This window comes from Bacillus sp. CZDM1, from assembly GCF_055502545.1.
In genome coordinates, this window is the sequence record NZ_JBUESO010000002.1 from 368,795 (window position 1) to 391,900 (window position 23,106).

Annotated in this window: 25 protein-coding genes, 1 pseudogene and 1 riboswitch; of the genes and pseudogenes, 14 read left to right on the top strand and 12 right to left on the bottom strand. The window is 37.6% G+C overall.

What is annotated here, in order from left to right; translation table 11 throughout:
• Positions 1-348: 348 nt before the first annotated feature.
• Positions 349-498: a small acid-soluble spore protein O gene (sspO, locus tag ACY3XC_RS06250; protein WP_045521763.1), complete on the top strand. Its 150-nt coding sequence runs from the start codon at positions 349-351 to the stop codon at positions 496-498.
• A gap of 46 nt (positions 499-544) precedes the next feature.
• On the opposite strand, the gene ACY3XC_RS06255 is transcribed toward sspO, so the two are convergent.
• A complete protein-coding gene (locus ACY3XC_RS06255; RefSeq protein WP_464867773.1) occupies positions 545-817 on the bottom strand; it encodes a hypothetical protein in 273 nt (90 codons plus the stop codon).
• 111 nt (positions 818-928) lie between these two features.
• On the opposite strand from ACY3XC_RS06255, the gene ACY3XC_RS06260 reads away from it, so the two are divergent.
• Positions 929-1,069, top strand: coding sequence for a small acid-soluble spore protein P (locus tag ACY3XC_RS06260; RefSeq protein WP_179160818.1), 141 nt, complete (start codon positions 929-931; stop codon positions 1,067-1,069).
• A 110-nt stretch (positions 1,070-1,179) separates the two neighbouring features.
• Here the strand turns inward: ACY3XC_RS06260 and selA are convergent, their stop codons facing one another.
• The gene (selA, locus tag ACY3XC_RS06265; protein WP_464867775.1) at positions 1,180-2,586 is read right to left on the bottom strand and encodes an L-seryl-tRNA(Sec) selenium transferase; all 1,407 of its coding nucleotides are present in this window, start codon (positions 2,584-2,586) and stop codon (positions 1,180-1,182) included.
• A gap of 96 nt (positions 2,587-2,682) precedes the next feature.
• On the opposite strand from selA, the gene ACY3XC_RS06270 reads away from it, so the two are divergent.
• Positions 2,683-3,075 (top strand): Hsp20/alpha crystallin family protein, encoded by a 393-nt coding sequence (locus ACY3XC_RS06270; protein ID WP_464867777.1) that lies wholly within the window; start codon positions 2,683-2,685, stop codon positions 3,073-3,075.
• 98 nt (positions 3,076-3,173) lie between these two features.
• Here ACY3XC_RS06270 and ACY3XC_RS06275 read toward each other — a convergent pair.
• Positions 3,174-3,359, bottom strand: a pseudogene (locus tag ACY3XC_RS06275) (Rdx family protein); the annotation flags it as partial.
• A gap of 207 nt (positions 3,360-3,566) precedes the next feature.
• Here ACY3XC_RS06275 and selD point away from each other — a divergent pair.
• On the top strand, positions 3,567-4,619 hold the full coding sequence (gene selD, locus ACY3XC_RS06280; RefSeq protein WP_464867778.1) for a selenide, water dikinase SelD: 1,053 nt from the start codon (positions 3,567-3,569) through the stop codon (positions 4,617-4,619).
• A 317-nt stretch (positions 4,620-4,936) separates the two neighbouring features.
• Here the strand turns inward: selD and ACY3XC_RS06285 are convergent, their stop codons facing one another.
• Positions 4,937-5,914, bottom strand: coding sequence for an L-threonine 3-dehydrogenase (locus ACY3XC_RS06285; RefSeq protein ID WP_464867780.1), 978 nt, complete (start codon positions 5,912-5,914; stop codon positions 4,937-4,939).
• Positions 5,915-5,972: 58 nt separating this feature from the next.
• Complete coding sequence (locus ACY3XC_RS06290; protein ID WP_464867782.1) at positions 5,973-7,163, bottom strand: glycine C-acetyltransferase; 1,191 nt, start codon at positions 7,161-7,163, stop codon at positions 5,973-5,975.
• A gap of 263 nt (positions 7,164-7,426) precedes the next feature.
• On the opposite strand from ACY3XC_RS06290, the gene ACY3XC_RS06295 reads away from it, so the two are divergent.
• Entirely contained in the window at positions 7,427-7,714 is a 288-nt protein-coding gene (locus ACY3XC_RS06295) for a hypothetical protein (RefSeq protein ID WP_464867783.1), read from the top strand.
• Between the two features lie 21 nt (positions 7,715-7,735).
• Here the strand turns inward: ACY3XC_RS06295 and ACY3XC_RS06300 are convergent, their stop codons facing one another.
• Entirely contained in the window at positions 7,736-8,734 is a 999-nt protein-coding gene (locus tag ACY3XC_RS06300; protein ID WP_464867784.1) for an NAD(P)H-dependent flavin oxidoreductase, read from the bottom strand.
• 210 nt (positions 8,735-8,944) lie between these two features.
• Positions 8,945-9,046: riboswitch (purine riboswitch) on the top strand.
• A 115-nt stretch (positions 9,047-9,161) separates the two neighbouring features.
• Between ACY3XC_RS06300 and ACY3XC_RS06305 the strand changes: the two genes are divergently transcribed.
• Both ACY3XC_RS06305 and ACY3XC_RS06310 read left to right on the top strand, forming a co-directional pair.
• Positions 9,162-9,755, top strand: a complete 594-nt coding sequence (locus ACY3XC_RS06305; RefSeq protein WP_464867785.1) for a xanthine phosphoribosyltransferase — start codon at positions 9,162-9,164, stop codon at positions 9,753-9,755.
• On the top strand, positions 9,755-11,065 hold the full coding sequence (locus ACY3XC_RS06310; RefSeq protein ID WP_464867786.1) for a nucleobase:cation symporter-2 family protein: 1,311 nt from the start codon (positions 9,755-9,757) through the stop codon (positions 11,063-11,065). The genes ACY3XC_RS06305 and ACY3XC_RS06310 overlap by 1 nt, the downstream gene beginning before the upstream one ends.
• A gap of 53 nt (positions 11,066-11,118) precedes the next feature.
• Here ACY3XC_RS06310 and ACY3XC_RS06315 read toward each other — a convergent pair whose 3' ends face one another.
• The 6 genes from ACY3XC_RS06315 to ACY3XC_RS06340 all read right to left on the bottom strand — a co-directional run bounded on the left by ACY3XC_RS06315 (position 11,119) and on the right by ACY3XC_RS06340 (position 16,072).
• The gene (locus tag ACY3XC_RS06315; RefSeq protein WP_464867787.1) at positions 11,119-12,237 is read right to left on the bottom strand and encodes a Ger(x)C family spore germination protein; all 1,119 of its coding nucleotides are present in this window, start codon (positions 12,235-12,237) and stop codon (positions 11,119-11,121) included.
• Positions 12,238-12,239: 2 nt separating this feature from the next.
• Positions 12,240-13,346: a GerAB/ArcD/ProY family transporter gene (locus ACY3XC_RS06320; protein WP_464867788.1), complete on the bottom strand. Its 1,107-nt coding sequence runs from the start codon at positions 13,344-13,346 to the stop codon at positions 12,240-12,242.
• Between the two features lie 25 nt (positions 13,347-13,371).
• Complete coding sequence (locus ACY3XC_RS06325; protein ID WP_464867789.1) at positions 13,372-14,883, bottom strand: spore germination protein; 1,512 nt, start codon at positions 14,881-14,883, stop codon at positions 13,372-13,374.
• A 108-nt stretch (positions 14,884-14,991) separates the two neighbouring features.
• Positions 14,992-15,195 carry a spore germination protein gene (locus ACY3XC_RS06330; protein WP_464867790.1) on the bottom strand — a complete coding sequence of 68 codons (204 nt, stop codon included), beginning with the start codon at positions 15,193-15,195 and terminating at the stop codon, positions 14,992-14,994.
• A 115-nt stretch (positions 15,196-15,310) separates the two neighbouring features.
• Positions 15,311-15,451, bottom strand: a complete 141-nt coding sequence (locus ACY3XC_RS06335; protein WP_464867791.1) for a hypothetical protein — start codon at positions 15,449-15,451, stop codon at positions 15,311-15,313.
• Positions 15,452-15,556: 105 nt separating this feature from the next.
• Positions 15,557-16,072 carry a methylated-DNA--[protein]-cysteine S-methyltransferase gene (locus ACY3XC_RS06340; protein WP_464867792.1) on the bottom strand — a complete coding sequence of 172 codons (516 nt, stop codon included), beginning with the start codon at positions 16,070-16,072 and terminating at the stop codon, positions 15,557-15,559.
• Between the two features lie 68 nt (positions 16,073-16,140).
• Between ACY3XC_RS06340 and ACY3XC_RS06345 the strand changes: the two genes are divergently transcribed.
• From ACY3XC_RS06345 to ACY3XC_RS06375, 7 genes are all read left to right on the top strand, one after another.
• Complete coding sequence (locus ACY3XC_RS06345) at positions 16,141-17,064, top strand: DNA-3-methyladenine glycosylase family protein (RefSeq protein WP_464867793.1); 924 nt, start codon at positions 16,141-16,143, stop codon at positions 17,062-17,064.
• 352 nt (positions 17,065-17,416) lie between these two features.
• Positions 17,417-18,325 carry a putative selenate ABC transporter substrate-binding protein gene (locus ACY3XC_RS06350; protein ID WP_464867795.1) on the top strand — a complete coding sequence of 303 codons (909 nt, stop codon included), beginning with the start codon at positions 17,417-17,419 and terminating at the stop codon, positions 18,323-18,325.
• Between the two features lie 13 nt (positions 18,326-18,338).
• On the top strand, positions 18,339-19,100 hold the full coding sequence (locus ACY3XC_RS06355; RefSeq protein WP_464867796.1) for a phosphonate ABC transporter ATP-binding protein: 762 nt from the start codon (positions 18,339-18,341) through the stop codon (positions 19,098-19,100).
• Positions 19,093-20,730: a PhnE/PtxC family ABC transporter permease gene (locus ACY3XC_RS06360; protein ID WP_464867797.1), complete on the top strand. Its 1,638-nt coding sequence runs from the start codon at positions 19,093-19,095 to the stop codon at positions 20,728-20,730. Before ACY3XC_RS06355 ends, ACY3XC_RS06360 begins: the two co-directional genes overlap by 8 nt.
• Before the next feature lie 261 nt (positions 20,731-20,991).
• The gene (locus ACY3XC_RS06365) at positions 20,992-22,158 is read left to right on the top strand and encodes an MFS transporter (RefSeq protein WP_464867798.1); all 1,167 of its coding nucleotides are present in this window, start codon (positions 20,992-20,994) and stop codon (positions 22,156-22,158) included.
• Between the two features lie 66 nt (positions 22,159-22,224).
• On the top strand, positions 22,225-22,548 hold the full coding sequence (locus tag ACY3XC_RS06370) for a hypothetical protein (RefSeq protein ID WP_464867799.1): 324 nt from the start codon (positions 22,225-22,227) through the stop codon (positions 22,546-22,548).
• A gap of 148 nt (positions 22,549-22,696) precedes the next feature.
• The gene (locus ACY3XC_RS06375; protein ID WP_464867800.1) at positions 22,697-23,101 is read left to right on the top strand and encodes a VOC family protein; all 405 of its coding nucleotides are present in this window, start codon (positions 22,697-22,699) and stop codon (positions 23,099-23,101) included.
• Positions 23,102-23,106 lie beyond the last annotated feature (5 nt).

Sequence of the window (23,106 nt, forward strand, 5' to 3'; positions counted from 1 at the left end):
CCCCCTCATTCGTCATACATTAACTAAATTAACGAAAAGTCGAAAAGTTTGAATATTCCTATTCATTCCTACTTTTCTCACAATTCTAATCTTAATACAACCTTTTACATAAGTAAATAACAAGAAAGTTATTGTACGTGATAAGTTTTTCTTATGTTTTTTATGTAAAGTGTTCGAAATATTTAGAAAAATCTTATAAGGCCGTATAACAGGAAAATGTTAAAGATTAGAATTGTTAACGCTTTTATTATCTCAAAAAACTTTTTTGTTGTCATTTATTTTCCCTTAAAAGGAAATATTATCACTATCGAAGAGAATTCTACTGAATTCTCCTAGGAGGTGATTGGGATGCAAAGAAGAAAGTCAAATCATGTAATTCCTGGTGCGAATGCTGCTAAAGGCCAGGGGCAGGGTGCAGGTTTTAACGAAGAAATGGCAAACGAACCTCTAACCATTAAGGAAAAAATGAATAATAAAAAACGAAAAAAGAATCAATAGGCAGTTAAAAAAGCAGGAGCTCTCCCCCTGCTTTTTAACCTTGGTTTTATTCAGGAAGATTTACTTCTGTTACGATGCTTTGCAAATCCTGTTGAAAACGCTCAAGTTGTGCTCGTTGGTGTTCGGAAGCAACTTCAAGTGCATTTTCAATTTGCTGATAGGCTTCGTTCACTTCTTCTTTTAAATGCTTCAATTGATGTCCGTAACTTGCACTATCACTAATAATGGTTGCTGCAAGTCCTTGGGCCTCTTCATATCCCTGCTGAGCAGCTTGAAAAGCTTGCTGCTTATCCTTATTGTACGGAAATTTTTGAGTCACGATATCACTCCCCTCCAACATTTATAACGTTAAATTGCGCACCTTGAACAAAAAATATTCAGCATAAAATGTCTGCAGCATTACATCCTAACATTATAGGAGGGATGAAAAATGGTGAACAAAAACGACGGCAAGGATATGAGAAGAAATCAGCCAAAGATATCTGGCCAGCCTGAGCCCATGAGTGGATCAAAAAAAGTAAAGAATCGCAACCATACACGTGCAAAACATAATTCACACCATGATATGTAGAAAAGCGGAAGGCGCCTGCAGCTAGACAAATAGAACAGCGATGTGACCGAGATCTAGATAGGACCAAAATAATAGTTCTAACCCCCTCTAGACCGTAGAGGGGGTTAGATTTATAATTGTATTAATGATTGAAGCAAAAGCTGTTCTTCATCCTCTGTTACGGTTCTAAGGTCGAGGATAAACTCATCCTTTTGAATTCGTCCGATAATCGCTGGTTTGAATTGTGTTCTCAATTTTCTTCCTACCTGTTCTGCAGTAAGTAAACGGTGTTTTAAAGAAATGACCATGGTTGGAAGTTGAACATCAGGCATCGTTCCCCCGCCAACCTGACTTGTACTAGGAAAAATTTTCGCCTGAAAATAATCTGTACCTTGTAACAAGTTTGTAACAAACCTCTGCGATCTTTCGTCTAATTCATCAATAGAAACCAATAAATCACGGATGGTGGGAATGTTTTGGAATCCTTGTTCCCCGCGTGCATAATCAATTAACGTCCCTTCTAGTGCGGCTAAAGTCATTTTATCGACCCGAACTACTCGGGCTAATTGGTGTTTTTTTAATCGATCAATAATCTTCTTTTTCCCAACAATAATTCCAGCCTGAGGTCCACCAAGCAGTTTATCCCCACTAAACGTTACAAGATCTGCTCCCATTTCAATGACTTCTTTCACAACAGGTTCTTCACCGATTCCATGTTTTCTAAAATCAAATAGTGCACCGCTGCCAAGGTCTTCATAAAAAATAACATCTTCAGCACGATTTGTAAGCTGTATAAGATCTTCTGTTTCCACTGATTTGGTAAAACCAATCACTTTAAAATTACTTGTATGTACTTTCATGACAATCGCCGTTTCAGGATTAAGCGCTTTTTCATAATCATATAAATGAGTTTTATTTGTTGTTCCGACTTCGATTAATTTTGCTCCGCTTTCTTCCATAATAGAGGAAATACGGAATGAACCGCCAATTTCTACTAACTGACCTCTTGATACAATAACTTCTTTATTTTCTGCAAGCGCTCTTAAAACAAGATAAACGGCAGCAGCATTATTGTTGACGACCATTACTGCTTCAGCACCAGTAATTTCTTTAAGCAGAGATTCTACATGGCTGTGTCTGGAACCACGCTCTCCTTCGTTTAGCTTATATTCAAGGTTGGAGTAATTTTGTGCGGTTTCCACTACATGATTGATAGCATTGTTGCTTAGCCTCGCTCTTCCAAGGTTTGTATGAAGAATCGTTCCAGTCGCATTGATTACTTTTTCGATTGTATAAGAAAATTGTTTTTTTATATTTACTTCTAATAGTTGAAAAACTTCATTTATAAATTGATTGGTGCCTGGAGTTGTACCATTCCAGTCCCCATTTAATAGTAACTGCCTAATTTGATCGATTGCCTCTTTTAATTGTTTTGTCAGTTGAGTAACATCTAGATGATTCTCCTTGAGGAGAGCTTCGAACTGTTCATGATTTTGCAATTCATGGACAGCTGGAATTGAACGTAACCATTCTTTCACGGAAAAAACTCCTTTACTATTCCTACTTTGTTCCTATTATAACATTTCACATTTTCATTCTGAATGAATAAAATAAACCGAGCAAGGGGGATCGTTATGAAATCCAAAAAAAATATACCGCCAATTGATTTTGACCTTGTGGAAAGGTGGTTGGAAAACTACTGCCTTGATCCTCTAACTACACAGGATGATCTGACTCAATTTCGAATCGATCTATACGAAACAGATCAAGAATGGATTGTTGAGGCGTTGCTAAACGAATATAACAGCTCTGAAATTAAAGTTTATATAGAGGAAAGTAAGCTCGTTATTACGGCTGATAAACCTTCCACTCCTTCTAATCAACATAATAGAGTTCGTACTATCCAGTTCCCCTTTCAGGTTATAAATCAAAAAGTAACAGCCCATTATATTAATGGAATTTTAGAGGTTCTCATATCAAAATCTGAAAAAGGTTTAGGAAAAAATTGTTATATCACACTGCCCTAAGTTGCATCTTATGGCATGATTTTTTATCATTCAGTTAACATAATATCATTATAGAAAACAATAAGCCCTCATATCTAATTTTGATATGAGGGCTATTTTTATTTTTCTGATATTGTATTAATGATATCCTCAGTGTCAGGGAATAAACCTGTATCTAGTTTGGAATAAATCTTTTCCCCATTGACAGTTATTTCAAATGCTCCTCCTGAAACAGGGATTAATTCCATTTTTCCAATCTTTCGGTTAAAGTGTGTAAAAAGTTCTTCCGCGAAACTCGCGGCTTTTGGTGCATAGTTTCATTGCATGCAAAATTCTACAATTACGTGATAGTTGTTCATTTTTACCCCTCCCTGACATGTAATTCTAATTTCCTACTTCTCTATAGTAAAAACATTTTATCTCAAGGAGTTTTTCCTTGCAAATCTTTTGCTTTTATCTAGTATGTGCGATTTTAAATGGAAACAGTTATACTAATAAATGGAGGTGGATTTATGACTGAGCAAGAGAAAATACGCCTAACCTCTTTATCAACTAAAGCAGGCTGAGGATGTAAAATTGGTCCTGAGGACCTAGCGCAAGTTTTGCGCCTTTTACCAAAGCAAGACCCTGTACCAGAGTTACTAGTGGGGCATGAAACTTCTGATGATGCAGGTGTTTACCAACTAACGGATTCGATTGCCTTAATTCAGACGGTCGATTACTTTACCCCAATTGTGGACGATCCCTATATGTTTGGACAGATTACTGCGGCTAACGCATTAAGTGACGTTTATGCAATGGGCGGCGAACCAAAAACAGTCTTAAATATAGTAGGCTATCCAATAAAGAAGCTTGGTGCAGAGATGCTTTCAGATATTCTCCGCGGTGCGGCAGATAAAGTAAAGGAAGCAGGTGCCCTAACGGTTGGAGGTCATTCTATTGACGATCAAGAGCCTAAATTTGGTCTTTCTGTTACGGGAATTGTTCATCCAGATAAGATATGGAAGAATGTTGGAGCGAAGCCTGGAGATGTATTGGTAATAACGAAGCCGATTGGCGTTGGAATTATCACTACCGGGATTAAGCGGAGTGTGGTAACACCTCAACAAGAACAAATGGTTACAGAAACAATGGCAGAATTAAATAAGACGGCTGCACAAATGTTAATGAACTATCATCCTCATGCAGTCACGGATGTAACCGGATTTGGATTGTTAGGACATAGCAGTGAGATGGCACGCGGAAGCGATGTGAGCTTTGAGATTTCCTACTCTAAAGTTCCAATTCTTGAAGGTGCATTAGAGTTAGCGAGAGATGGAGTTGTTCCAGGGGGATCAAAATCCAATCATAAATGGACACTTAACGATGTAGACTATGAGGACCTGTCCGTCGAGGAACAGTTAGTACTATGTGATGCTATCACTTCTGGGGGGCTGCTCGTATCCATTAGTGAAGATGAAGCGATCAAATATGTGGATGACCTTCATTCTGTTGGAAAACACCATGCCGCCATTGTAGGCAGGGTTACCGAGAAAAAAGAGAAATTAATTTATGCAAAAAGATAACAGCGTGGCGTTTGCTTCGCTGTTTTTTTGTTTTTTTAACCATACAGTTTTTACAAAAAAGCATACAGGTTCTACAAAAAAGTGTACAGGTTCTACGAAAAAGTGTACAGTTTCTGCAAAAAAGTGTACAGGTTCTGCAAAAAAGCATACTGGTTATACAAAAGTGTACAGGTTCTACAAAAAAGTGTACAGTTTCTACCAAAAAACATACAGGTTCTACAAAAAAGCGTACAGGTTCAACAATTTAATGGGTAAACCTCTCATATTCGAACCAAAAAAATAGATAACCCAATAAATCAGGTCATCTATCTAATCAATTATTGGATTCCGTTCACTTTGGTTTTGTTCACAGTAAGTTTATTTGTTAGTTTATTCATCATATCTTCTGTCATTTTCGCTAAATCATATTCGAATTTAAAGCCCCACTCTTCTTCTGCAGCAATAGCATCGATTGAATTTGGCCAGCTGTCAGCAATTTTTTGACGAACAGGATCAACATGATACGTCAGCTCAAAACTAGGTATATGTTTCTTAATTTCATTTGCAATTTCATCTGGGTCGAAGCTCATTGCCGTTACATTAAACGAGTTGCGGTGAATAAGCTTGCATGGGTCCGCTTCCATTAAATCGATAATGGCATTAAGGGCATCAGGCATATACATCATATCCATGTAAGTCCCTTTGTCGATATAGGATGTATACCGGCCATTCTTAATGGCTTCATAGTAAATTTCAACCGCGTAGTCTGTAGTTCCCCCGCCAGGCAGTGCCGCATAAGAAATTAAGCCCGGGAAACGTAGTCCCCTTGTGTCGACTCCAAATTTTTGATAATAATAATCGCTTAAAAGCTCGCCAGCTACCTTGTTTACTCCATACATTGTGGTCGGACGCATAATCGTGTCCTGTGGCGTGCTATCCTTTGGTGTTGAAGGACCAAATGCACCAATTGAGCTTGGAGTGAAAAATTGTGCATTAAGCTCTCTCGCTGTTTCTAGTGCATTCATCAAACCGCCCATATTCAAATTCCAAGCTAAAACGGGCTTTGCCTCTGCAGTAGCAGAAAGTAATGCGGCTAAGTGCATAACCGTATCCACTTTATATTTCTTTGCTACTTCACCCATTCTATTTAAATCTGTTACATCAACAATTTCGAAGGGACCGCTCTCTGCTGCCTCGCTGTCATTCTTTTTAATATCAGTAGCAATAACATTATCCGGACCATACGTTTCCCGTAATTTCATCGTAAGCTCAGAACCGATTTGCCCTAATGCACCTGTAATTAAAATTCGTTTCATTCTTCTCCGTCCTCTTCACATTTGTCATAATATCTAGCCCATTTAAGGGTTTCTATGATTAAATAATGCCCATTTCCTTGCCGACTTTCTCATATATAGCAATGGCTTCATCAAGCATTTCTTTCGAATGTGCAGCTGTTGGCATATTACGAACACGTCCTGTTCCTTTTGGCACCGTAGGGAATACAATCGCCTTAGCATAGACTCCCTCTTCATTCAAACGTTTGCTGAATTGCTGCGTTAATGCCTCGTCACCAATAATACATGGAGTAATTGGAGTCTCACTGTTTCCAATATTAAAGCCTAATTCCTTTAAGCCTTTTTTGAGATAATCTCCATTTTCCCAAAGCTTTTTGTTAAGCTCGGTGCTTTCCATTAAGATTTCAATCGATTTCTTGCTTGCTGCCACATCCGCAGGAGTTAACGATGTTGAAAAAAGGAATGGGCGGCTCCGAACCTTTAACCAGTCAATTAGATTCTTCTTCCCTGCAACATAGCCACCTACTACACCAATAGCTTTTGAAAGAGTTCCAATTTGAAAATCGATTTTATCAGACAAGCCGAAATGCTTAACGGTTCCCGCTCCATCACCGAGGACACCTGATCCATGTGCATCATCTACATATGTAATGAGGTCAAATTCTTCCGCAATCTTTACGATCTCAGGTAATAAAGCAATGTCCCCATCCATTGAGAAAACACCATCGGTAATAACCATGATTTTATTGAATTGACCAGATTCCTTTGCTTCCTTCGCCTTTGCCCGCAAATCTTCCATATCCGAATGGTTTACACGAATAATTTTCGCTCTTGATAGACGGCAGCCATCAATAATGGAAGCATGGTTTAATTCGTCGGATAAAATGGCGTCGTTTTTGTCCATAACAGCTGAAATGGCGGCCATATTACAATTGAAGCCTGACTGGTAAGCTATTGCTGCTTCGGTATGTTTAAATTCTGCTAACTTCTCTTCCAGCTCAACATGAAGCTTTAGAGTTCCGTTAATCGTCCGAACAGCTCCGGCTCCTACACCGTAATTTTCAATTGCCTCCGCTGCAGCTTGCTTTAATCGTTCATCTGTTGCCAATCCTAAATAGTTATTAGAAGAAAGATTGACTAATTGTTTACCATTTATTGTAATCATTGGACCATTTGGACTTTCTAATGGATCGATGACATTGTATAAACCCTTTCCTTTTAAATCTTCAAGGTTTTCATTTAAAAATTGCTCCAAAATCGTACTTGACACATATATTCCCCCTTATTGTCGCTAATAGAAAAACATTTGTCCGTCTCAGGCGGACAGTTTGGTGTTCGATAAATACCAGTGTAAAAGGATTTCTTTAATATACTTTATCACGATTTTATCATAATGTGCATACCTAGAGGACATTCGTTATAAAAAAATTTTCATTTTTAGGTTATCCAATTCGAATTCAGGTTATTTTCAAATGGAGGAAAAAATGTATAATGAAGGCATACTCTTGTTTAACCATAGAAAGGATGTACCACGTGGAGCTATTGTCATCTTTTTTTTACACCATTATCGTTGGTGGTGTTTTTGTCTTTATTTTCATTTACCTTTATGATTTGCTTTTTGGAGAGAAACAACAAAAACAAATTCGTAAAATTCAAAAATACTACCGTCAAGAAAATATCAAAAAAATAGAACTGCTCGAGCACATACCAAAAAAATTCACCTTATATCAGGTGAAAACAGATAAAGAAACAAAACGAGTGAAAGTAAAGCCAGGCTATAAAGTAGTTAAAATGGTCAAGAAAAAAGAACCTTCCCTTTAGTATGGGGATAGGTTCTTTTTGTTATTTTAAAGTTAATCTGCTTAATTTCGCAGAAGTTTGGTTAACTCTTTCCAGCGCTTCTTGGTATTCCATTTCTAAGCGAATGATAATATCTGATACCGATTCAATTTTATCAATTGCTCCTACACCGTGGCCTGCGGACCAGATATCACGCCACGCTTTGGCATCTGACTTACCTTGTAATCCATCAAAATCCACTTTTTCCTTTTTAATCAGTTGTTCTGGATCCAGCCCTTCCTTAACGATACTTGGAATGAGCATATTTGCCTTAACTCCAGAAAAAGCATCTGTTAAAATGATATCCTCCTGTGTCGACTTCACAAGCATTTCACGGTAATCATCCTGTGCCATACTTTCGGTTGCTACAATAAATCGTGTTCCCATATAAGCTAAATCAGCTCCAGCTGCCTGTGCGGCTAATATCCCCTTACCAGTTGAGATAGCACCGGCCAGCACAATAATTCCATCCCAGAAGGTGCGGACCATATCAACAAAAGCGAAGCTGTTAATTTGTCCGCTGTGTCCACCGGCACCGCTTGCTACTAAAATCAAACCGTCAACACCTGTTTCAGCAGCTTTTCGGGCAAACTTTAGATCACTGACATCAGAAAAAACCAGTCCTCCATATTCATGTACAATTTCAACAACATGTTTTGGACTCCCTAAAGAAGTGATCACTAATGGCGGTTTGTGTTTTTTTATTAACGCCAATTCATCCTGAAGACGGCTATAGGTACTATGTACAACCATATTCATGGCCCATGGTGCAATTTTACGCTCTGGATCTGCTGTCCTTGCTTGTTCTAATTCTTCGTTTAACTGACCCATCCATTGATCAAGTACCTCAATCGGTCTTGCATTTGGAGCTGGGAATGACCCAATAACACCATTTATACAACAATTTTTCACTAGTTCTGGGCCCGACACTAAAAACATAGGTGCAGAGATAACAGGCAGTTTTAGCTGGTTCCACCAATTTTCAGGGATTGTTTTTTGCATGTCTACTCTCCTTTTAGTTTAGAATTTTCTGAATAAAATTCCTATTTTAATAGTAACGGAAAATGAATGGTTATTCAATCGTGGAGTGAGAGCTTTTAGAATAAATAATAAAGCGCTTTCACAACACGAACGATAAGCTTGTAAAAAATTATTTCGTTCGTCTTTTGGTGAAAAAACCATTGCTATCCTTTTTCACCATGGTATAATGAGAATAAATTTAAAAGTTTCACTCATATAATCGCAGGGATATGGCCTGCAAGTTTCTACCGGATTGCCGTTATCAATCCGACTATGAGTGGGTAATGCTTACGGCGCTTTTTTATATTCCATACATTTTGGATATAAAGCCCAAATGTCATTGCCTCACTCAAATTTTGATGTGAGCAATGACATTTGGGCTTTTTTATTTTTTCTTAGGGGGATAAACATGAGATTACTAGAAGAAAAGATTAAAAAGGACGGCAGAGTCCTTAATGAAAATGTGTTAAAGGTTGATTCATTTTTAAATCATCAAATAGATCCAAGCTTGATGAATGAAATTGGTAAAGAATTCGCCCAGCTTTTTGCAGATGAAGGAATTACAAAAATTGTTACGATTGAGTCTTCTGGAATTGCCCCTGCTGTTATGGCCGGATTATATATGAATGTTCCTGTTGTTTTTGCGAGAAAAAGAAAATCAGTCACGTTAACGGATGATTTACTGACAGCAAGTGTTCATTCATTTACTAAAAACGAAACGAGTGAACTTGCGATTGGGCGAAAGTTTATTAATGAAAACGATAAGGTGTTAATTATCGATGACTTCCTTGCTAACGGTCAGGCTGCACTTGCCTTAGTAGAAATGGTCAATCAAGCAAACGCTGAGGTTGCTGGCATTGGTATTGTCATTGAAAAGTCCTTCCAACCTGGCGCAGCAAAATTGAAAGAGCTAGGATTAAGGGTGGAATCATTAGCAAGAATCGCCTCACTATCCAACGGGGAAGTAACGTTTAAACTTGAGAATATGGAGGAATTGTTCTAATGAAACAACATCCGTTCAAAATCGCATCTTTAGGAATTCAACACGTGTTAGCGATGTATGCAGGAGCTGTCATCGTCCCTCTTATCGTCGGCGGCGCATTAAATTTAACTGGTGAACAACTAACTTATTTAGTTTCGATTGATATTATGATGTGCGGAATTGCGACCATTTTACAAGTTTGGCAGAATCGCTTTTTCGGAATTGGCTTACCGATTGTTTTAGGATGTACGTTTACAGCGGTTGGTCCAATGATTGCGATTGGCGGAGAATATGGGATATCAGCCATCTACGGTTCCATCCTTATTTCTGGTTTAATTGTTGTGATTATCGCGAAGTTCTTTAGTAAATTAATTAAGTTCTTCCCTCCTGTTGTTACGGGTTCGGTTGTTACAATTATCGGTATTACGCTTATCCCTGTAGCCATGAACAACATCGCTGGTGGACAAGGCAGCCCTGATTTTGGCAGCCTCTCAAATTTAAGCCTAGCTTTTGGAACGCTATTATTCATTATTCTACTCTATCGTTTTACAAAAGGCTTCATTCGCTCCATTTCGATTCTTTTGGGGTTAGCGGGTGGTACAATCATTGCTTCGTTAATGGGAAAAGTAAATTTCGCAGCAGTTGGTGATGCTTCATGGTTCCATATGGTAAAACCTTTTTATTTCGGTACTCCTACCTTTGAATGGACACCGATTATTACCATGACACTGGTTGCAATTGTAGGTTTAGTAGAATCAACAGGTGTTTATTTTGCTCTTAGTGATATCACTGAAAGAAAACTCAAAGAAAGTGATTTGACCAAGGGTTATCGTGCAGAAGGTCTTGCAATTATGCTTGGAGCCCTGTTTAATGCCTTCCCTTATACTACCTACTCACAAAACGTTGGGCTTTTACAGCTTACTGGTGTCAAAGGTAAAAATGTTATTTATACCATGGGCACAATGTTGATAATCCTAGGTTTCGTTCCAAAAATTGGTGCTTTAACCACTGTTATTCCTACCTCTGTTTTAGGTGGAGCCATGGTGGCAATGTTTGGAATGGTGATTGCTTACGGAATCAAGATGTTAAGTAAAGTAGAATTTGCTTCACAAGAAAATCTCTTAATTATTGCTTGTTCTGTGGGGATGGGACTTGGGGTTACCGCAGTTCCTGATTTATTCGCACAGCTGCCCGAAAGTGTAAAAATACTGACCAATAATGGGATTGTAGCTGGAAGTTTGACTGCCATTTTCTTAAATATTGTGTTTAATGTTGGTAAACCTACTAAGAAAAGTCAAACAACAAATCCAAGCAGTCAGAGTGCTGCATAAGAGTAATTTTAAAAAAGCTGCTTTTGGTTCAATATGAACTACAGGCAGCTTTTTTACTGATTAAGCCCCGTTCTTTTCACAGTAAAATCTAGATTTACATTAACTTTAGCCTCTTTAAACATTTTATACCATTTTTCATCTGTAAGTTTTGAGTACCTTATTGAAGTTCTATATATTTCTCCTAGTCCAAATACATCAGAATCTATTGTTTGACAATAAGCAATAAGTTTCTCAATCTTCTCTATCATACTCTTCGTAATTTCCTTCTCGATTAGCTTAATATTTTCTTGATTACCAAGATCAATTTGACTAGTAACTTCAAGCAGCCTTGCAGTAAGTTTAATATCTAGATCAAATTCCACTTTTTCTTTGTTGATTAGCTTAATATCACTACTGCTGGCGAGGGAATCGATAGAAGCAACGGTCTTATTTAGTCGACGGTTCCTGGGCTTTAATTTTGAACTATTTATCACAACATCTTTGATTCCGCTTTTATATTTATCAATGATCAAGTTTAGATAAAAACTCTGATCAGTACTTACTTTTCCAACTAATTTACTTCCCTTAAACAAAGCTACTCCTGAAAATCCAATACCCTCCTTTTCTTTTTTTAAAATTGGCATAATAGGTTCTTTGCCAACTGAGTAATGGTTATGTAAAACTTCTTGCAGGGTAGCTGAGGGCATCATTTTTCCTTTTGTGTTTTGATCGATGAGCTTAAATAGATGATTTCCAATATCAGGAATATGTTTAGCTTTTACATTTAATAAATCACGAGCTGTCCCGTCTGCCATCGCCAAGTATGTCATATCACTTACGGATGGGTCATTTGCCACAGATTCTGCTATCCCTGTGTTTCCTTGTTTAAGCAACTCTTCACCGTTTATAATTACACGAAGCTGCCCCGAGACCAGCCTTTTAGAGGTCTTTCTATTTGCATTGTTACGAATACCCCTTATTGAAAATGCCTCAGTTTCTATATTAACAACTTCGTTAGGCGCTGAAGGATCAATTTCTAACCCAACCACCGTTCCTAAAATAGTGCCATTTTTTCCAAGATCAAGGCCATAAGTAGTAACAATACCAACTTCTTCTAGTACTCTTGGTTCTGCACAGCCACACATCAATAAAAAGGTAAATATCCAATTCCCAAGCCACCTTTTTTTCCTCATTTTTATTTCTCCTTTAGGGATGTCATTTTCTTCTTTATCAAAGCCAAACTATAAAGAAAAAAGGGATAACAAAACGAAATATAAAAGGCGATGCTGGAAAAAAAGTCGTTAAAATGATTGATTTTAGTGCGTGTATTAATAAACAAACTGGCAAGGAAAATAACAAAGCTAAAAAACCAAATGACACCTTTCGTTTTTTTTTCAAAAGTGCGCTTTACACCGCGAAGAGCTGCCCACAAGTATAGCATTAGGTTTGGGAGGATAATAAGAAGCCAAAAAGAAACGGCTACATACTCCGTTCTCTCGATAAAAGGAAGTTTTACAATTTTAAATAAAGAAAGAGTTGCCCAAATCGTATTTTCTAATTGTCCAGGACTGAAATAGATGATACTTATGAGCATAACGATTAAGTACAAGATGTTTGTTGCAGCGATTCCTAAATGAGCATATTTAGGAACTTTCCCATGTTCCTTCATGAATGGGTAAACAACATACAGAATCTCAAACCCTATTAAGGTAAAAGTCATTTTTTGAGCCCCCTTTAGAATCGATGGAATATTCGATTCCAAAACCGGTAGAAGATGGTGAAATTCAGCAAAACGTAAAGGATAACCAATGAGACTAACTATCCAGAATGAAAGCAAAATACTAAAAAAACACGCTCCCACAATGACTCGAAAACCGCCTGTAACCCCATATATAACCAATAACAGGATAGAGATTGAAAATAACCATGTAGGTACGGTGGAAAAAACCCATGTTTGCATAACCTCAATATAGTTAATTAAAATAACAACAAATACCCATAAGCAATAAAGGATATATAAACTATTAACGATCTTTCCAATCCATTTTCCCAACACTTCATTATGGATGCCATAAATATCTGTTGGTCCATATATTTGTAAAGTCTTTATAATAACAAATACTACTAGATGAGTGAAAATCCCGGCTAGAATGACAGATATCCAGGAGTCTTGCTTTGCCTCCAGGAAAATAACCCGTTGATATCCATGTATTCCTATCCCCACTTGGGTTGAGTGGATAATAAAAAAAAGTATAAAGGTACTTATAATATATTGTGGCTTTGCTTGATATTGAACTTTCATACCGTCACACACCCGCTACCCAAGGTCAATTATGTTTTTTTGCCTTTACAGGGTCATATTTGAATTCATCTTCAGCCCTAGTTAGGTCCGGCCTTTTGTAGGTGAAGGATAATGGTAATCGAATGATACTGTCCTTCCAATCAGCAAAACGAGGCGGATAAAATGGTGCAAGATAAGGACTTCCAAGGCTTGTTTGTCTTAAAAGGTGCAGGAGTAAAAAACAAAAACCGAACATAATTCCATAAAAACCCCAGAATCCTGCTAAAATAATGAGAGGGAATCGGAGGATCCTTATTACATTCCCCATTGTATAACTTGGTGTAACGAATGAACCAAGAGCGCCTAAGGAAATTATGATAATGAGGATGTTGCTTGTAAATCCTGCTTCTACAGCAGCTGTTCCAATTACGATACCACCAACTATCCCCATCGTTTGTCCCACTTTTGTCGGTAGACGGGCACCAGCTTCCCTCAATAATTCGATAATAAATTCTAAAAGAAACGCTTCTATAATGGGTGGAAATGGCACCTTTGCCCTTGATTCACCAAGTGTAAACAACAAATTTTGTGGGACGATCTCATAGTGAAAGGTTAGGGCAGCAACATAAATAGCTGTAAAGAAAACGGATAGAAATAAGGCGGTAAATCTTAATAGTCGTAAGAATGTTGCAATTTGCCAATTTACATTACTATCCTCCATACTTTGAAAAAACTCCATAAATGACTGGGGACCAGCAATGGCTAATGAACTGCCATCAACAAGGATAGCCAGTTTCCCCTTAAGCAGCCAATCGCATACATGATCAGGACGCTCCGTTAACGCCATTTGTGGGAATAACGATAATGAGTTCTCTGCGATAAGCTGTTCTAGCATCGAACTGTCAAGAAGTCCATCTATTTTTAGCTCTTGAATCCTACGCCTTACTATCCCAACCATTTGTTCAGAAGTAATACCATTTATGTAGACGATTGAAACCGATTTATTAGTATGAACCCCTACTTTCATATCTTCAATACACAATGATGTATCTTTAATATAATTTCTAATTAAAGATATATTTGTCATTAAGCTTTCATTAAATGCAACCTGCGGACCAATAACCTGAGATTCATTTTGGGCAAATGCTAAAGAACGTCCCACTTTTGAAGGGATTTTTGCTAATAGTACGGATGGATCTCCTTCTAAATATATGATTACAGTTCCGTCTAAAGCAGAATTGACCACCCGGTCCATCTGATTTGATTTTTCTATCTCACCAACTGATAAATGCTCCATAACGATTTGAATTGAATTGGTGGTTAGGTCTTTGATAGGATCTATAATATCCTGATGCAGCATAGTTTTATCGATTAAGGAACCAATGGAGAATAGGGTAATCCGTGAACTTCCTATTTCATTCTCCAAAATATCTGCACTATGCTGAAGTCTTTTTTTAAATTCAGCTGACATCAATTCTCTTGTTGCAGGAATTGAATACTCGTTATTAACTTGTTTCTTTTTCTCTTGTGATAGTGAATTCTTCTTTTTAAAGAACATTTTGCAGCACCCTCTACCGTCTCAAGACATTCGCTTAATGTATTATTTACCAAATAAACCGCTTTATACCACGTCACTTTTTTACAAAAAAATAAAGCGATGCATACGTTAGCATCGCTTTGGAAATTTCATTATCGGCTCATTTTCGGAATCCATTTCTGAACCCATTTCAGAATCGGGGCTTGTGTTGTTTTCGCCAGAGCCGCCGATGGTTTTGGTAATGGAAATGGGCGAAATGTAAATAGCTCCGCCAAAGTTAACAATGCCGCCAGAAATCGTCCCGATTGAAACATTATTATGGTTCGTTACCAAAGTAACCCCCTCCTTGGTGTTACTTTTATTTTATGTACGCGCAGGTGTAGGGTTCATAACAAACAATGAAAGAGCCTTAATATATATCAGGCTCTTTCATTGTTCCTGATGGTTCTTAAAAAAATGATTTAAACAATTCTTGATGATCGTTGCATTCCTTGCAAATATACTCGATTTCTAGTGGGTCTTCTCTTACCATATGTACGGTGTCTCTGCTGCAATTTTCGCAAAATCTAACTTCCTGGATTTGTTCCATGAAATAAGCACCTCTTTTTCTTAGTTCATAAAAATAGTATGTCCAAGAATATCATGCCTTTTTCATCCACATCTATTCCATTTTTAATGGTCAAATCCCTGTTGCTTATTTCGCATTTTCTTTTTCTATTTTTAAAAGCTGTTCCTTCATATCCAATCCACCACGAAAACCAGTAAGTTTACCGTTCTTCCCAATAACTCGATGACACGGTACCGTTAAGAGGACTGGATTTGCCCCAATTGCAGTGCCCACAGCTCGGACTGCGGATGGCCTTTGAATTGCATTTGCAATATCGGAATAAGTCCACGTTTCACCGTAAGGGATTTTACAAAGTGCATTCCACACTTTTGTCTGAAAATCTGTTCCTATTAATTCATGAGAAATGGTAAAAGAATTTCGTCCACCTTGGAAAAATTCTTTAAACTCAGCAACATATGGCTGCATGACGATATCATCTTGAACTAATGGACTTTCTGGATAATGCTTGTTTACCCAGACCTCCAATTCCTCGAATGGTTTATCCTGCGAACCAACGTAACAGAGTCCCTTAGAAGTTGCTGCCATATATAGTTTCCAATTTTCATAAACCAGCCTTGTCCAATATAGTGTAGGTTTCATCATAAACCCTCCATTGTTATTTATCTTCTATGGTATAACTTTATTAAGGCATTGAAAAGAGGAGGATTTTAATGGTGATCCAAACATGGGCGGATTACTGCGGGGAATTAAAACTGGTTTTACCGAAAGAATTCAACTTTAATGAAAATGTAAATTATCTAGCAAGAAACAGTAACGAGTGCCTCTTTCACATCCAGAATAATCGTATTAGTAAAGCTATTCAAATTGGAGAAGAAACACTAATTATTGAAGTTAGTTCTGTAGATGACAACTATTTAAACATACGATTTTTGGGAGAAAGTAAACCGACTACCACAGCAATTCGTGCAGAAGTTGCTCGTTATGTTAGAGAATGGTTTGATTTAGATAGAGATTTACGTCCCTTTTATACATTGGCAAAGGAGGATCCACTACTTGGTCCAGCTGTTGATTCCTACTATGGCCTGCGGATTATTGGAATTCCTGATTTATTTGAAGCTCTTTGCTGGGGCATCCTTGGGCAGCAAATTAACCTATCTTTTGCCTACACATTAAAAAGACGTTTAGTTGAAAAATTCGGTCGAAGTATTATTCATGATGGTGTCACCTATTGGATATTCCCTTCCCCAAAGGATATAGCGACACTTTCACCTTCGGAATTAGAGAGCTTACGGATGACAAAAAAGAAATCAGAATATCTCATTGGGGTTGCGGGGCTAATGGTCCAAGGAACATTAACGAAGGAATTATTATTAAATGTAGGAAGTCATCAGCAAGCCGAGAAAACGTTAGTCAAAATACGAGGTATTGGTCCTTGGACCGCAAATTATGTGTTAATGCGATGTTTGAGGTATTCATGTGCTTTTCCAATTGATGATGTTGGTCTGCACAATGCAATTAAACTTCGTCTTGGTAAAGAATTAAAACCCACCAAAGATGAAATTATGGAATTAGCAGTAAATTGGACAAATTGGGAATCGTACGCAACCTTCTATTTATGGAGATTTCTTTATTAATCATTTTATTTCCAATATATTTACAGTATTTTTCTTGTAAATAGTGTCGTTCTGGTTTGTCACGAGCCAGATTTCTATGAGGATGGGGTAACAAGAAGTTTGGAATGTCGAAGAATGGTCACAACCGATAAATTCCTAATAAATATTAAACTCCCGTATGTTGTGCGGGAGTTTTCTTTATTTTCAAGGTATTGACCCTATTAACCTAATATTTTCCTATAGAAAATATAGATTAATATTAATTTACATAATAGATAAAATGAATTTAATAGAAGGAAACTATTCATTATAATCAAGTAGGCAAAGAAAAATCACAGTAATAAACTAGAGAATACTTGAGGTGGATAGTTTTATGAAAAAATGGTTATCTGGTATTATTTTATTTATGCTTGTTCTTTCATTGGCAGCTTGTGGGCAAACTGAAGAAATAGCAAAAGAAAGTAATGAAGAAAATAAAGATACAAAAACCGAGGAAGTATTTAAAATTGGTGCGATTCCCGATCAAAATGCAGCCTTCCTACAAACAGGAATGGAAGCTGTTGCAAAACAGTTAAGCGAAGAAACGGGAATGAAAGTCGAATTTGTACCTTCTGTTGACTATGCAGCACTCGTCACAGGATTCCAACGTGGGGAAATACATTTAGCATGGTTTGGCGGTTTAACAAGCGTGCAGGCAAGAAACCTAGTGCCTGATGCAGAGTCCATTGTTCAACGACCACGTGACGCTGAGTTCAAATCTGTATTCATTACCCAAGAAGGCTCAGGTATTAATATATTAGCCGATTTAAAAGGAAAATCCTTCACATTTGGCAGTGAAAGCTCTACCTCAGGACATTTAATGCCGCGTTTTTTCTTATCTGAAGAAGGCATTGATGCGAATACTGACTTTAATGGAAAGCCTAACTTCTCCGGCTCCCATGATACAACATACAAGTTAGTCGAATCAGGTTCCTTCCAAGCTGGTGCGTTAAACATTTCTGTGTGGGAAGCAGCTGTAAAAGAAGGAAAAGTAGATACAAACAAAGTGAAAGTATTCTATACTACACCAGATTATTATGATTATAACTGGACAATTAATAGCAATGTTGGAGAGGTATTTGGGAGTGATGTTAAGCAAAAGGTAAAAGAATCATTACTTTCTATGCCAGGCGACACTACAGAGATTGCTGATTTGTTCCAGACTGACAAATTTATTGAAACAAAAAATGAGAACTATGAAAAGATTGAAAAGGTTGCCAAAGAATTAGAGATTATTAAGTAGTAGGTGTTGTTACATGTCATCTAAAACGATGATTGAAGCTAAAAAAATATCAAAATATTTTGAGGGGAAGATAGCCTTATCTTCCCTTTCTTTTTCTATCAAGCAAGGTGAATTGGTTGCCTTAATTGGACCTAGCGGTGCTGGAAAAACGACTTTATTGAATTCGATTGCGGGACTTTTATCACTTGAGGACGGCGAACTCCTCATTGACAGTAAACACCTCAAAGAATATAAACGAGGCAAAAGGTTTGCCAAGAAAATAGGTGTCATTCGTCAGCAGTTCGATTTAATTGGTCCTCTTGCCGTTATTCATAATGTCCTCGCTGGTAAATTATCAGAGTGGAGTCTATTCAAATCGTTATTTTCCCTGCTTGTCCCCCAGGATAAAGAAGCAGCATTAACAGCACTTGAAAGAGTCGGTTTAGATAACAAACCTTACGAAATAACGGCTACTCTGTCAGGCGGTGAACAACAGCGTGTGGCAATGGCAAGATTAATGCTACAGAACCCAGAAATCATTCTTGCAGATGAACCAGTAGCCTCTCTCGACCCTGCACGGGCAGATGATGTGCTCAACATGCTGACAAAAATCGTTAAAGAGGAAAATCAAACATTACTTGCCAGCCTGCATTCAGTAGAATACGCCAAAAAATACTTTAAGAGAATCATTGCTCTCAAAAATGGTGAAATATTTTTTGATTTGCCAACAGAAGAAGTAACCGATGAATTATTAAATGAATTATATCAACTAAAGGAGCAGGATTCAGATGACTAAGCTAGTCCCCTCCCTTAGGCTGCATAAAAGATTCATTCTTACTCTACTGTTGATTACGGTTTTCGCTTGGAGCCTTACCTCTATTCAATGGAATTCAGATCTTTACCATGCTGGCGGGATTCCTACGATGCTGCAAATAATTGAAGGGCTAATCCAGCCAAATTTGGACCCTGGACTTTTATTAGTCGGATTAGAATCTGCTTGGATTACCCTTGCGTATGCTGTTGCAGGGATGTCGCTAGCTATTGTTTATGCTTTGATTGTTGGTGTATTAGCCTCTGGAACATTAACTTCAAGCAGGTTCTCGCGCATTATTTCCATCGTTTTTTTTCGAGGAATTTTAGGTTTTACTCGTTCGATTCATGAATTAATCTGGGCCTGGCTTTTTGTGGCAGCAGTTGGACTATCCCCCTATGCCGCAATCCTGGCACTTGCGATTCCTTACGGTGGGATTCTAGGGCGGATATTTGCAGATATGTTAAATGATGTTCCAAAGCAGCCTATTCTTGCCTTACTATCAGCAGGTTCCACCCGCCTGCAAACACTTACCTATGGCTATTTCCCATTGGTTTGGTCTGATTTTATCAGTTATACAATGTACCGTTTTGAGTGCGCCATTCGTTCCTCAGCAATTATGAGCTTTGTTGGCCTTGGCGGTCTCGGTTTTCAAATCCAATTAGCACTTGCAGATTTGAAGTATGATTCCGTTTGGACATTTGTCTTTTTCCTCATCGCTCTCGTGATTTTTGTTGATGGTTGGAGTAGTTTGGTTCGAAAAGAATTAACGGAGCATAAACGAAGAAAAGGACTGAATTCAGGATGGCTTTCCGTCCAATTTGCACTTATCTTAATTGCCGCTTCCTGGTTTTATATCACAATTGGTGAAAAAGCTAATTTAGGAGAATTATTATCAGAGAAAAACCTGGAATATGCTAGTAAGTTTTTCGGTGGACTCCTTGGAATCAATCAAGATAACCCAGCATTCCTTAATGGAGAAAGCTGGGCATTAGCGTTGAAGCTGACAATGGAGACTCTTGAAATGAGTATCATGGCAATAGGATTTGCAACGGTTGTCGCTTTCATTACCGTTATTCCAGCCGCAAGAAATATAGCTAATGGAAGTCTTACGTTACAAAGGAACTGGTATAACAGAATTCTATATGCTGTTATCCGCCTTTTTTATATCTTTTCAAGATCAGTTCCAGAATTAGTCTGGGCGATGATGATTATTTTCATTTTTAAACCTGGTATCCTACCCGGAGCATTTGCCTTGGCCCTGCACAACTTTGGTATTCTCGGTAAACTATGGGCAGAGGTTGTCGAAGATATGGATCCAAGACCTATCCGTAATCTAGCAACCGCTGGAGCTTCAAAAATAGAAATTTTATTTTATGGAATTCTACCAATAGTCCTGCCTAGATTTCTCACTTATATTCTCTATAGATGGGAAGTAATTATGAGAACGACCATTGTCGTTGGTTTTGTTGGTGCTGGCGGTCTGGGGATGGAGTTTAAACTTGCGATGAGTTATTTTGACTATACACAAATTACCTTATTGTTACTTTTTTATATGATTCTCGTCATCATTGCAGATTTTGCGTCAGAAACTACTCGAAAAGCAGTTAAATAAGAGCACAAGTCATTTCAGGCTTGTGCTTATTTTTTTGTTTTCTCTGCTAATCAATTGCTAGTAACTGCTAGTTCGTTACTATCTAAATGATAGCTGCTTAAATGGATTCCTTTTGGCTGTTTTGCAAAATTAAATGAAATAAAAAATTGAATTACTTGTATTGGATTCATGTTTTCTATTATTCTAAGCATAGCACCCAAAATTTAATCAATATTATACATATGGATTTGAAGTGTTTAGATCATATAGGAGTTGGAGTATTTGGAAACAAAAAGAGCGTTACCTATTTTATTTTTAGTCATGTTTTTAGTGATGATCGGTTTTGGAATCATCATCCCTGTTCTGCCTTTTTATGCAGAAGAGATGGGGGCATCCCCTACACAACTCGGATTATTAATGGCTGTTTATTCACTCATGCAGCTGATTTTTGCACCATTTTGGGGAAAATTATCCGACCGAATCGGACGTAAGCCAATCATGATGATGGGCATTGCAGGTTTATCGTTATCCTTCTTTATGCAGGCGATGGCTACAGAGCTTTGGATGTTATTTGCAGCGCGTATTATTGGCGGAATGTTATCATCTGCTAATATGCCAACTGCAATGGCCTATGTTGCTGATATAACGACCCCCGAAAATCGTGGTAAAGGGATGGGCATTATAGGGGCAGCAGTTGGACTCGGTTTTGTATTTGGCCCTGCCATTGGTGGAATATTTTCTAAAACAAGCATGAGTATGCCTTTTTATTTAGCTGGGGCATCTTCATTAATAACCTTAGTCATTATTTTCTTTTTATTGAAAGAATCCTTACAAAAAAATAGTACTGAGATGAACCAAAGTAAAACACAATCACGATGGAAAGCATTTACTGGTCCTGCATCCATATTGTTTTTATTACAGTTGTTAATCTCTCTTTCTCTTTCTGGTTTAGAAGCGACATTTGCCTATTTTGCTGCAAAAAAAGCGGGACTAGGAGCGATACAATTAGGCTATATATTCATGATTATGGGATTTGCTGGTGCGATGGTACAAGGCGGTTTGGTTGGCAGATTAACAAAGAAATACGGTGAAGGTAAAGTGATACAAGGTGGAATTATTGTCTCGGCGGTTGGTTTTGCTTTAATCCTTCTAGTAAACAGTTTTGCAACTGCTGCTATATTTTTATCTATCTTTGGGATTGGAAACGGCGTCATTCGCCCAAGTGTCTCTTCCCTGCTGACCAAAACTACAGATTCTGGTCATGGAAGTGCAACTGGACTGCTTTCCTCCTTTGATTCATTAGGCAGAATTGTTGGACCTCCCCTCGGCGGTTGGTTATTTTCACTTTCTATCGGCTTACCTTATATATCTGGTGCAATTATTTCAGTCATAGCCTTAATCGTGTATCAATTTTATCGTTCAAAAGTTTTAGTCTTAAAAACAAACTAGCATATGTAATTAGGACATGCATAAGATAGGTTACGAGGATGTACTTGTTAAAAGGAGTTGAGATGAATGAAAATACTCTCTCATTTCACGACGTTTTTATTCCTATGTATCATTGTTGCTCTGGTAGGCTATCTTGATTCGCCGTACTCATTTATCCATAGCGGCTATTCCTATTCCACCAGTGAACCAGCTGTGGCACAGCCTGTTGACGTAGAACCGCCAACCGATGTACCGGTTTTGGAGAATAGGCTTGATAGTGTTAAACAAATGGACGGGTATTACGTGGAAATCTATCAGGAATATGAAGTTTATTATGATGAAGAAGGAAATGTAATTAAAAGAGATCCTACATCGAAAACAGAAAGTGTCCGCTATTGGGATGAACCTTAAAAGCTGTCAAGTAACATTGACAGCTTATTCTTTTTTTACCATTTAAACGAAGAAAACCTAAATAATACTTGATAATCGAACTAATGTTCGATTATAATAATTGGAGTATAAGGTAAAAATTATTGTAATTACTAAAGGAGACTAAAAAATGATTAAACCCTATTTAATGTTTAACAGAGAATGCGATGAAGCTTTTAAATGGTATCAAAAAGCTTTTGATGGAGAAATCATTACTATTCAAAAATATGGGGATATGCCACCAAGCCCTGATTTCCCTATCGCTGAAAATGATAAAGACCTTGTTTTACATGTTGAAATGAAAATAACCGAAAACGGCTATATTCTGGGTTCCGATTATAGGCAGGATTTACAAGATGCTGGGAAAGTTTGTATTAGTATAGAGCTTAATTCTGAGGAAAATGCGATTAGAGCTTGGAACGTACTTAAAGAAGACGGAAACACTCTTCATGATCTTCAACCAACATTTTTCGCGAAACTTCATGGTTCGGTGAAAGACAAATTTGGAGTAACCTGGATGTTTACTGTTAGTTAGAAATA

Excerpts from the sequence above, each read along its gene's own strand:
- sspO (WP_045521763.1), top strand. The coding sequence starts at position 349 with ATGCAAAGAAGAAAGTCAAATCATGTAATTCCTGGTGCGAATGCTGCT.
- ACY3XC_RS06260 (WP_179160818.1), top strand. The coding sequence starts at position 929 with ATGGTGAACAAAAACGACGGCAAGGATATGAGAAGAAATCAGCCAAAG.
- ACY3XC_RS06270 (WP_464867777.1), top strand. The coding sequence starts at position 2,683 with ATGAAATCCAAAAAAAATATACCGCCAATTGATTTTGACCTTGTGGAA.
- ACY3XC_RS06285 (WP_464867780.1), bottom strand. The coding sequence starts at position 5,914 with ATGAAACGAATTTTAATTACAGGTGCATTAGGGCAAATCGGTTCTGAG.
- ACY3XC_RS06300 (WP_464867784.1), bottom strand. The coding sequence starts at position 8,734 with ATGCAAAAAACAATCCCTGAAAATTGGTGGAACCAGCTAAAACTGCCT.
- ACY3XC_RS06305 (WP_464867785.1), top strand. The coding sequence starts at position 9,162 with ATGAGATTACTAGAAGAAAAGATTAAAAAGGACGGCAGAGTCCTTAAT.
- ACY3XC_RS06310 (WP_464867786.1), top strand. The coding sequence starts at position 9,755 with ATGAAACAACATCCGTTCAAAATCGCATCTTTAGGAATTCAACACGTG.
- ACY3XC_RS06315 (WP_464867787.1), bottom strand. The coding sequence starts at position 12,237 with ATGAGGAAAAAAAGGTGGCTTGGGAATTGGATATTTACCTTTTTATTG.
- ACY3XC_RS06320 (WP_464867788.1), bottom strand. The coding sequence starts at position 13,346 with ATGAAAGTTCAATATCAAGCAAAGCCACAATATATTATAAGTACCTTT.
- ACY3XC_RS06325 (WP_464867789.1), bottom strand. The coding sequence starts at position 14,883 with ATGTTCTTTAAAAAGAAGAATTCACTATCACAAGAGAAAAAGAAACAA.
- ACY3XC_RS06335 (WP_464867791.1), bottom strand. The coding sequence starts at position 15,451 with ATGGAACAAATCCAGGAAGTTAGATTTTGCGAAAATTGCAGCAGAGAC.
- ACY3XC_RS06340 (WP_464867792.1), bottom strand. The coding sequence starts at position 16,072 with ATGATGAAACCTACACTATATTGGACAAGGCTGGTTTATGAAAATTGG.
- ACY3XC_RS06345 (WP_464867793.1), top strand. The coding sequence starts at position 16,141 with ATGGTGATCCAAACATGGGCGGATTACTGCGGGGAATTAAAACTGGTT.
- ACY3XC_RS06350 (WP_464867795.1), top strand. The coding sequence starts at position 17,417 with ATGAAAAAATGGTTATCTGGTATTATTTTATTTATGCTTGTTCTTTCA.
- ACY3XC_RS06355 (WP_464867796.1), top strand. The coding sequence starts at position 18,339 with ATGTCATCTAAAACGATGATTGAAGCTAAAAAAATATCAAAATATTTT.
- ACY3XC_RS06360 (WP_464867797.1), top strand. The coding sequence starts at position 19,093 with ATGACTAAGCTAGTCCCCTCCCTTAGGCTGCATAAAAGATTCATTCTT.
- ACY3XC_RS06370 (WP_464867799.1), top strand. The coding sequence starts at position 22,225 with ATGAAAATACTCTCTCATTTCACGACGTTTTTATTCCTATGTATCATT.
- ACY3XC_RS06375 (WP_464867800.1), top strand. The coding sequence starts at position 22,697 with ATGATTAAACCCTATTTAATGTTTAACAGAGAATGCGATGAAGCTTTT.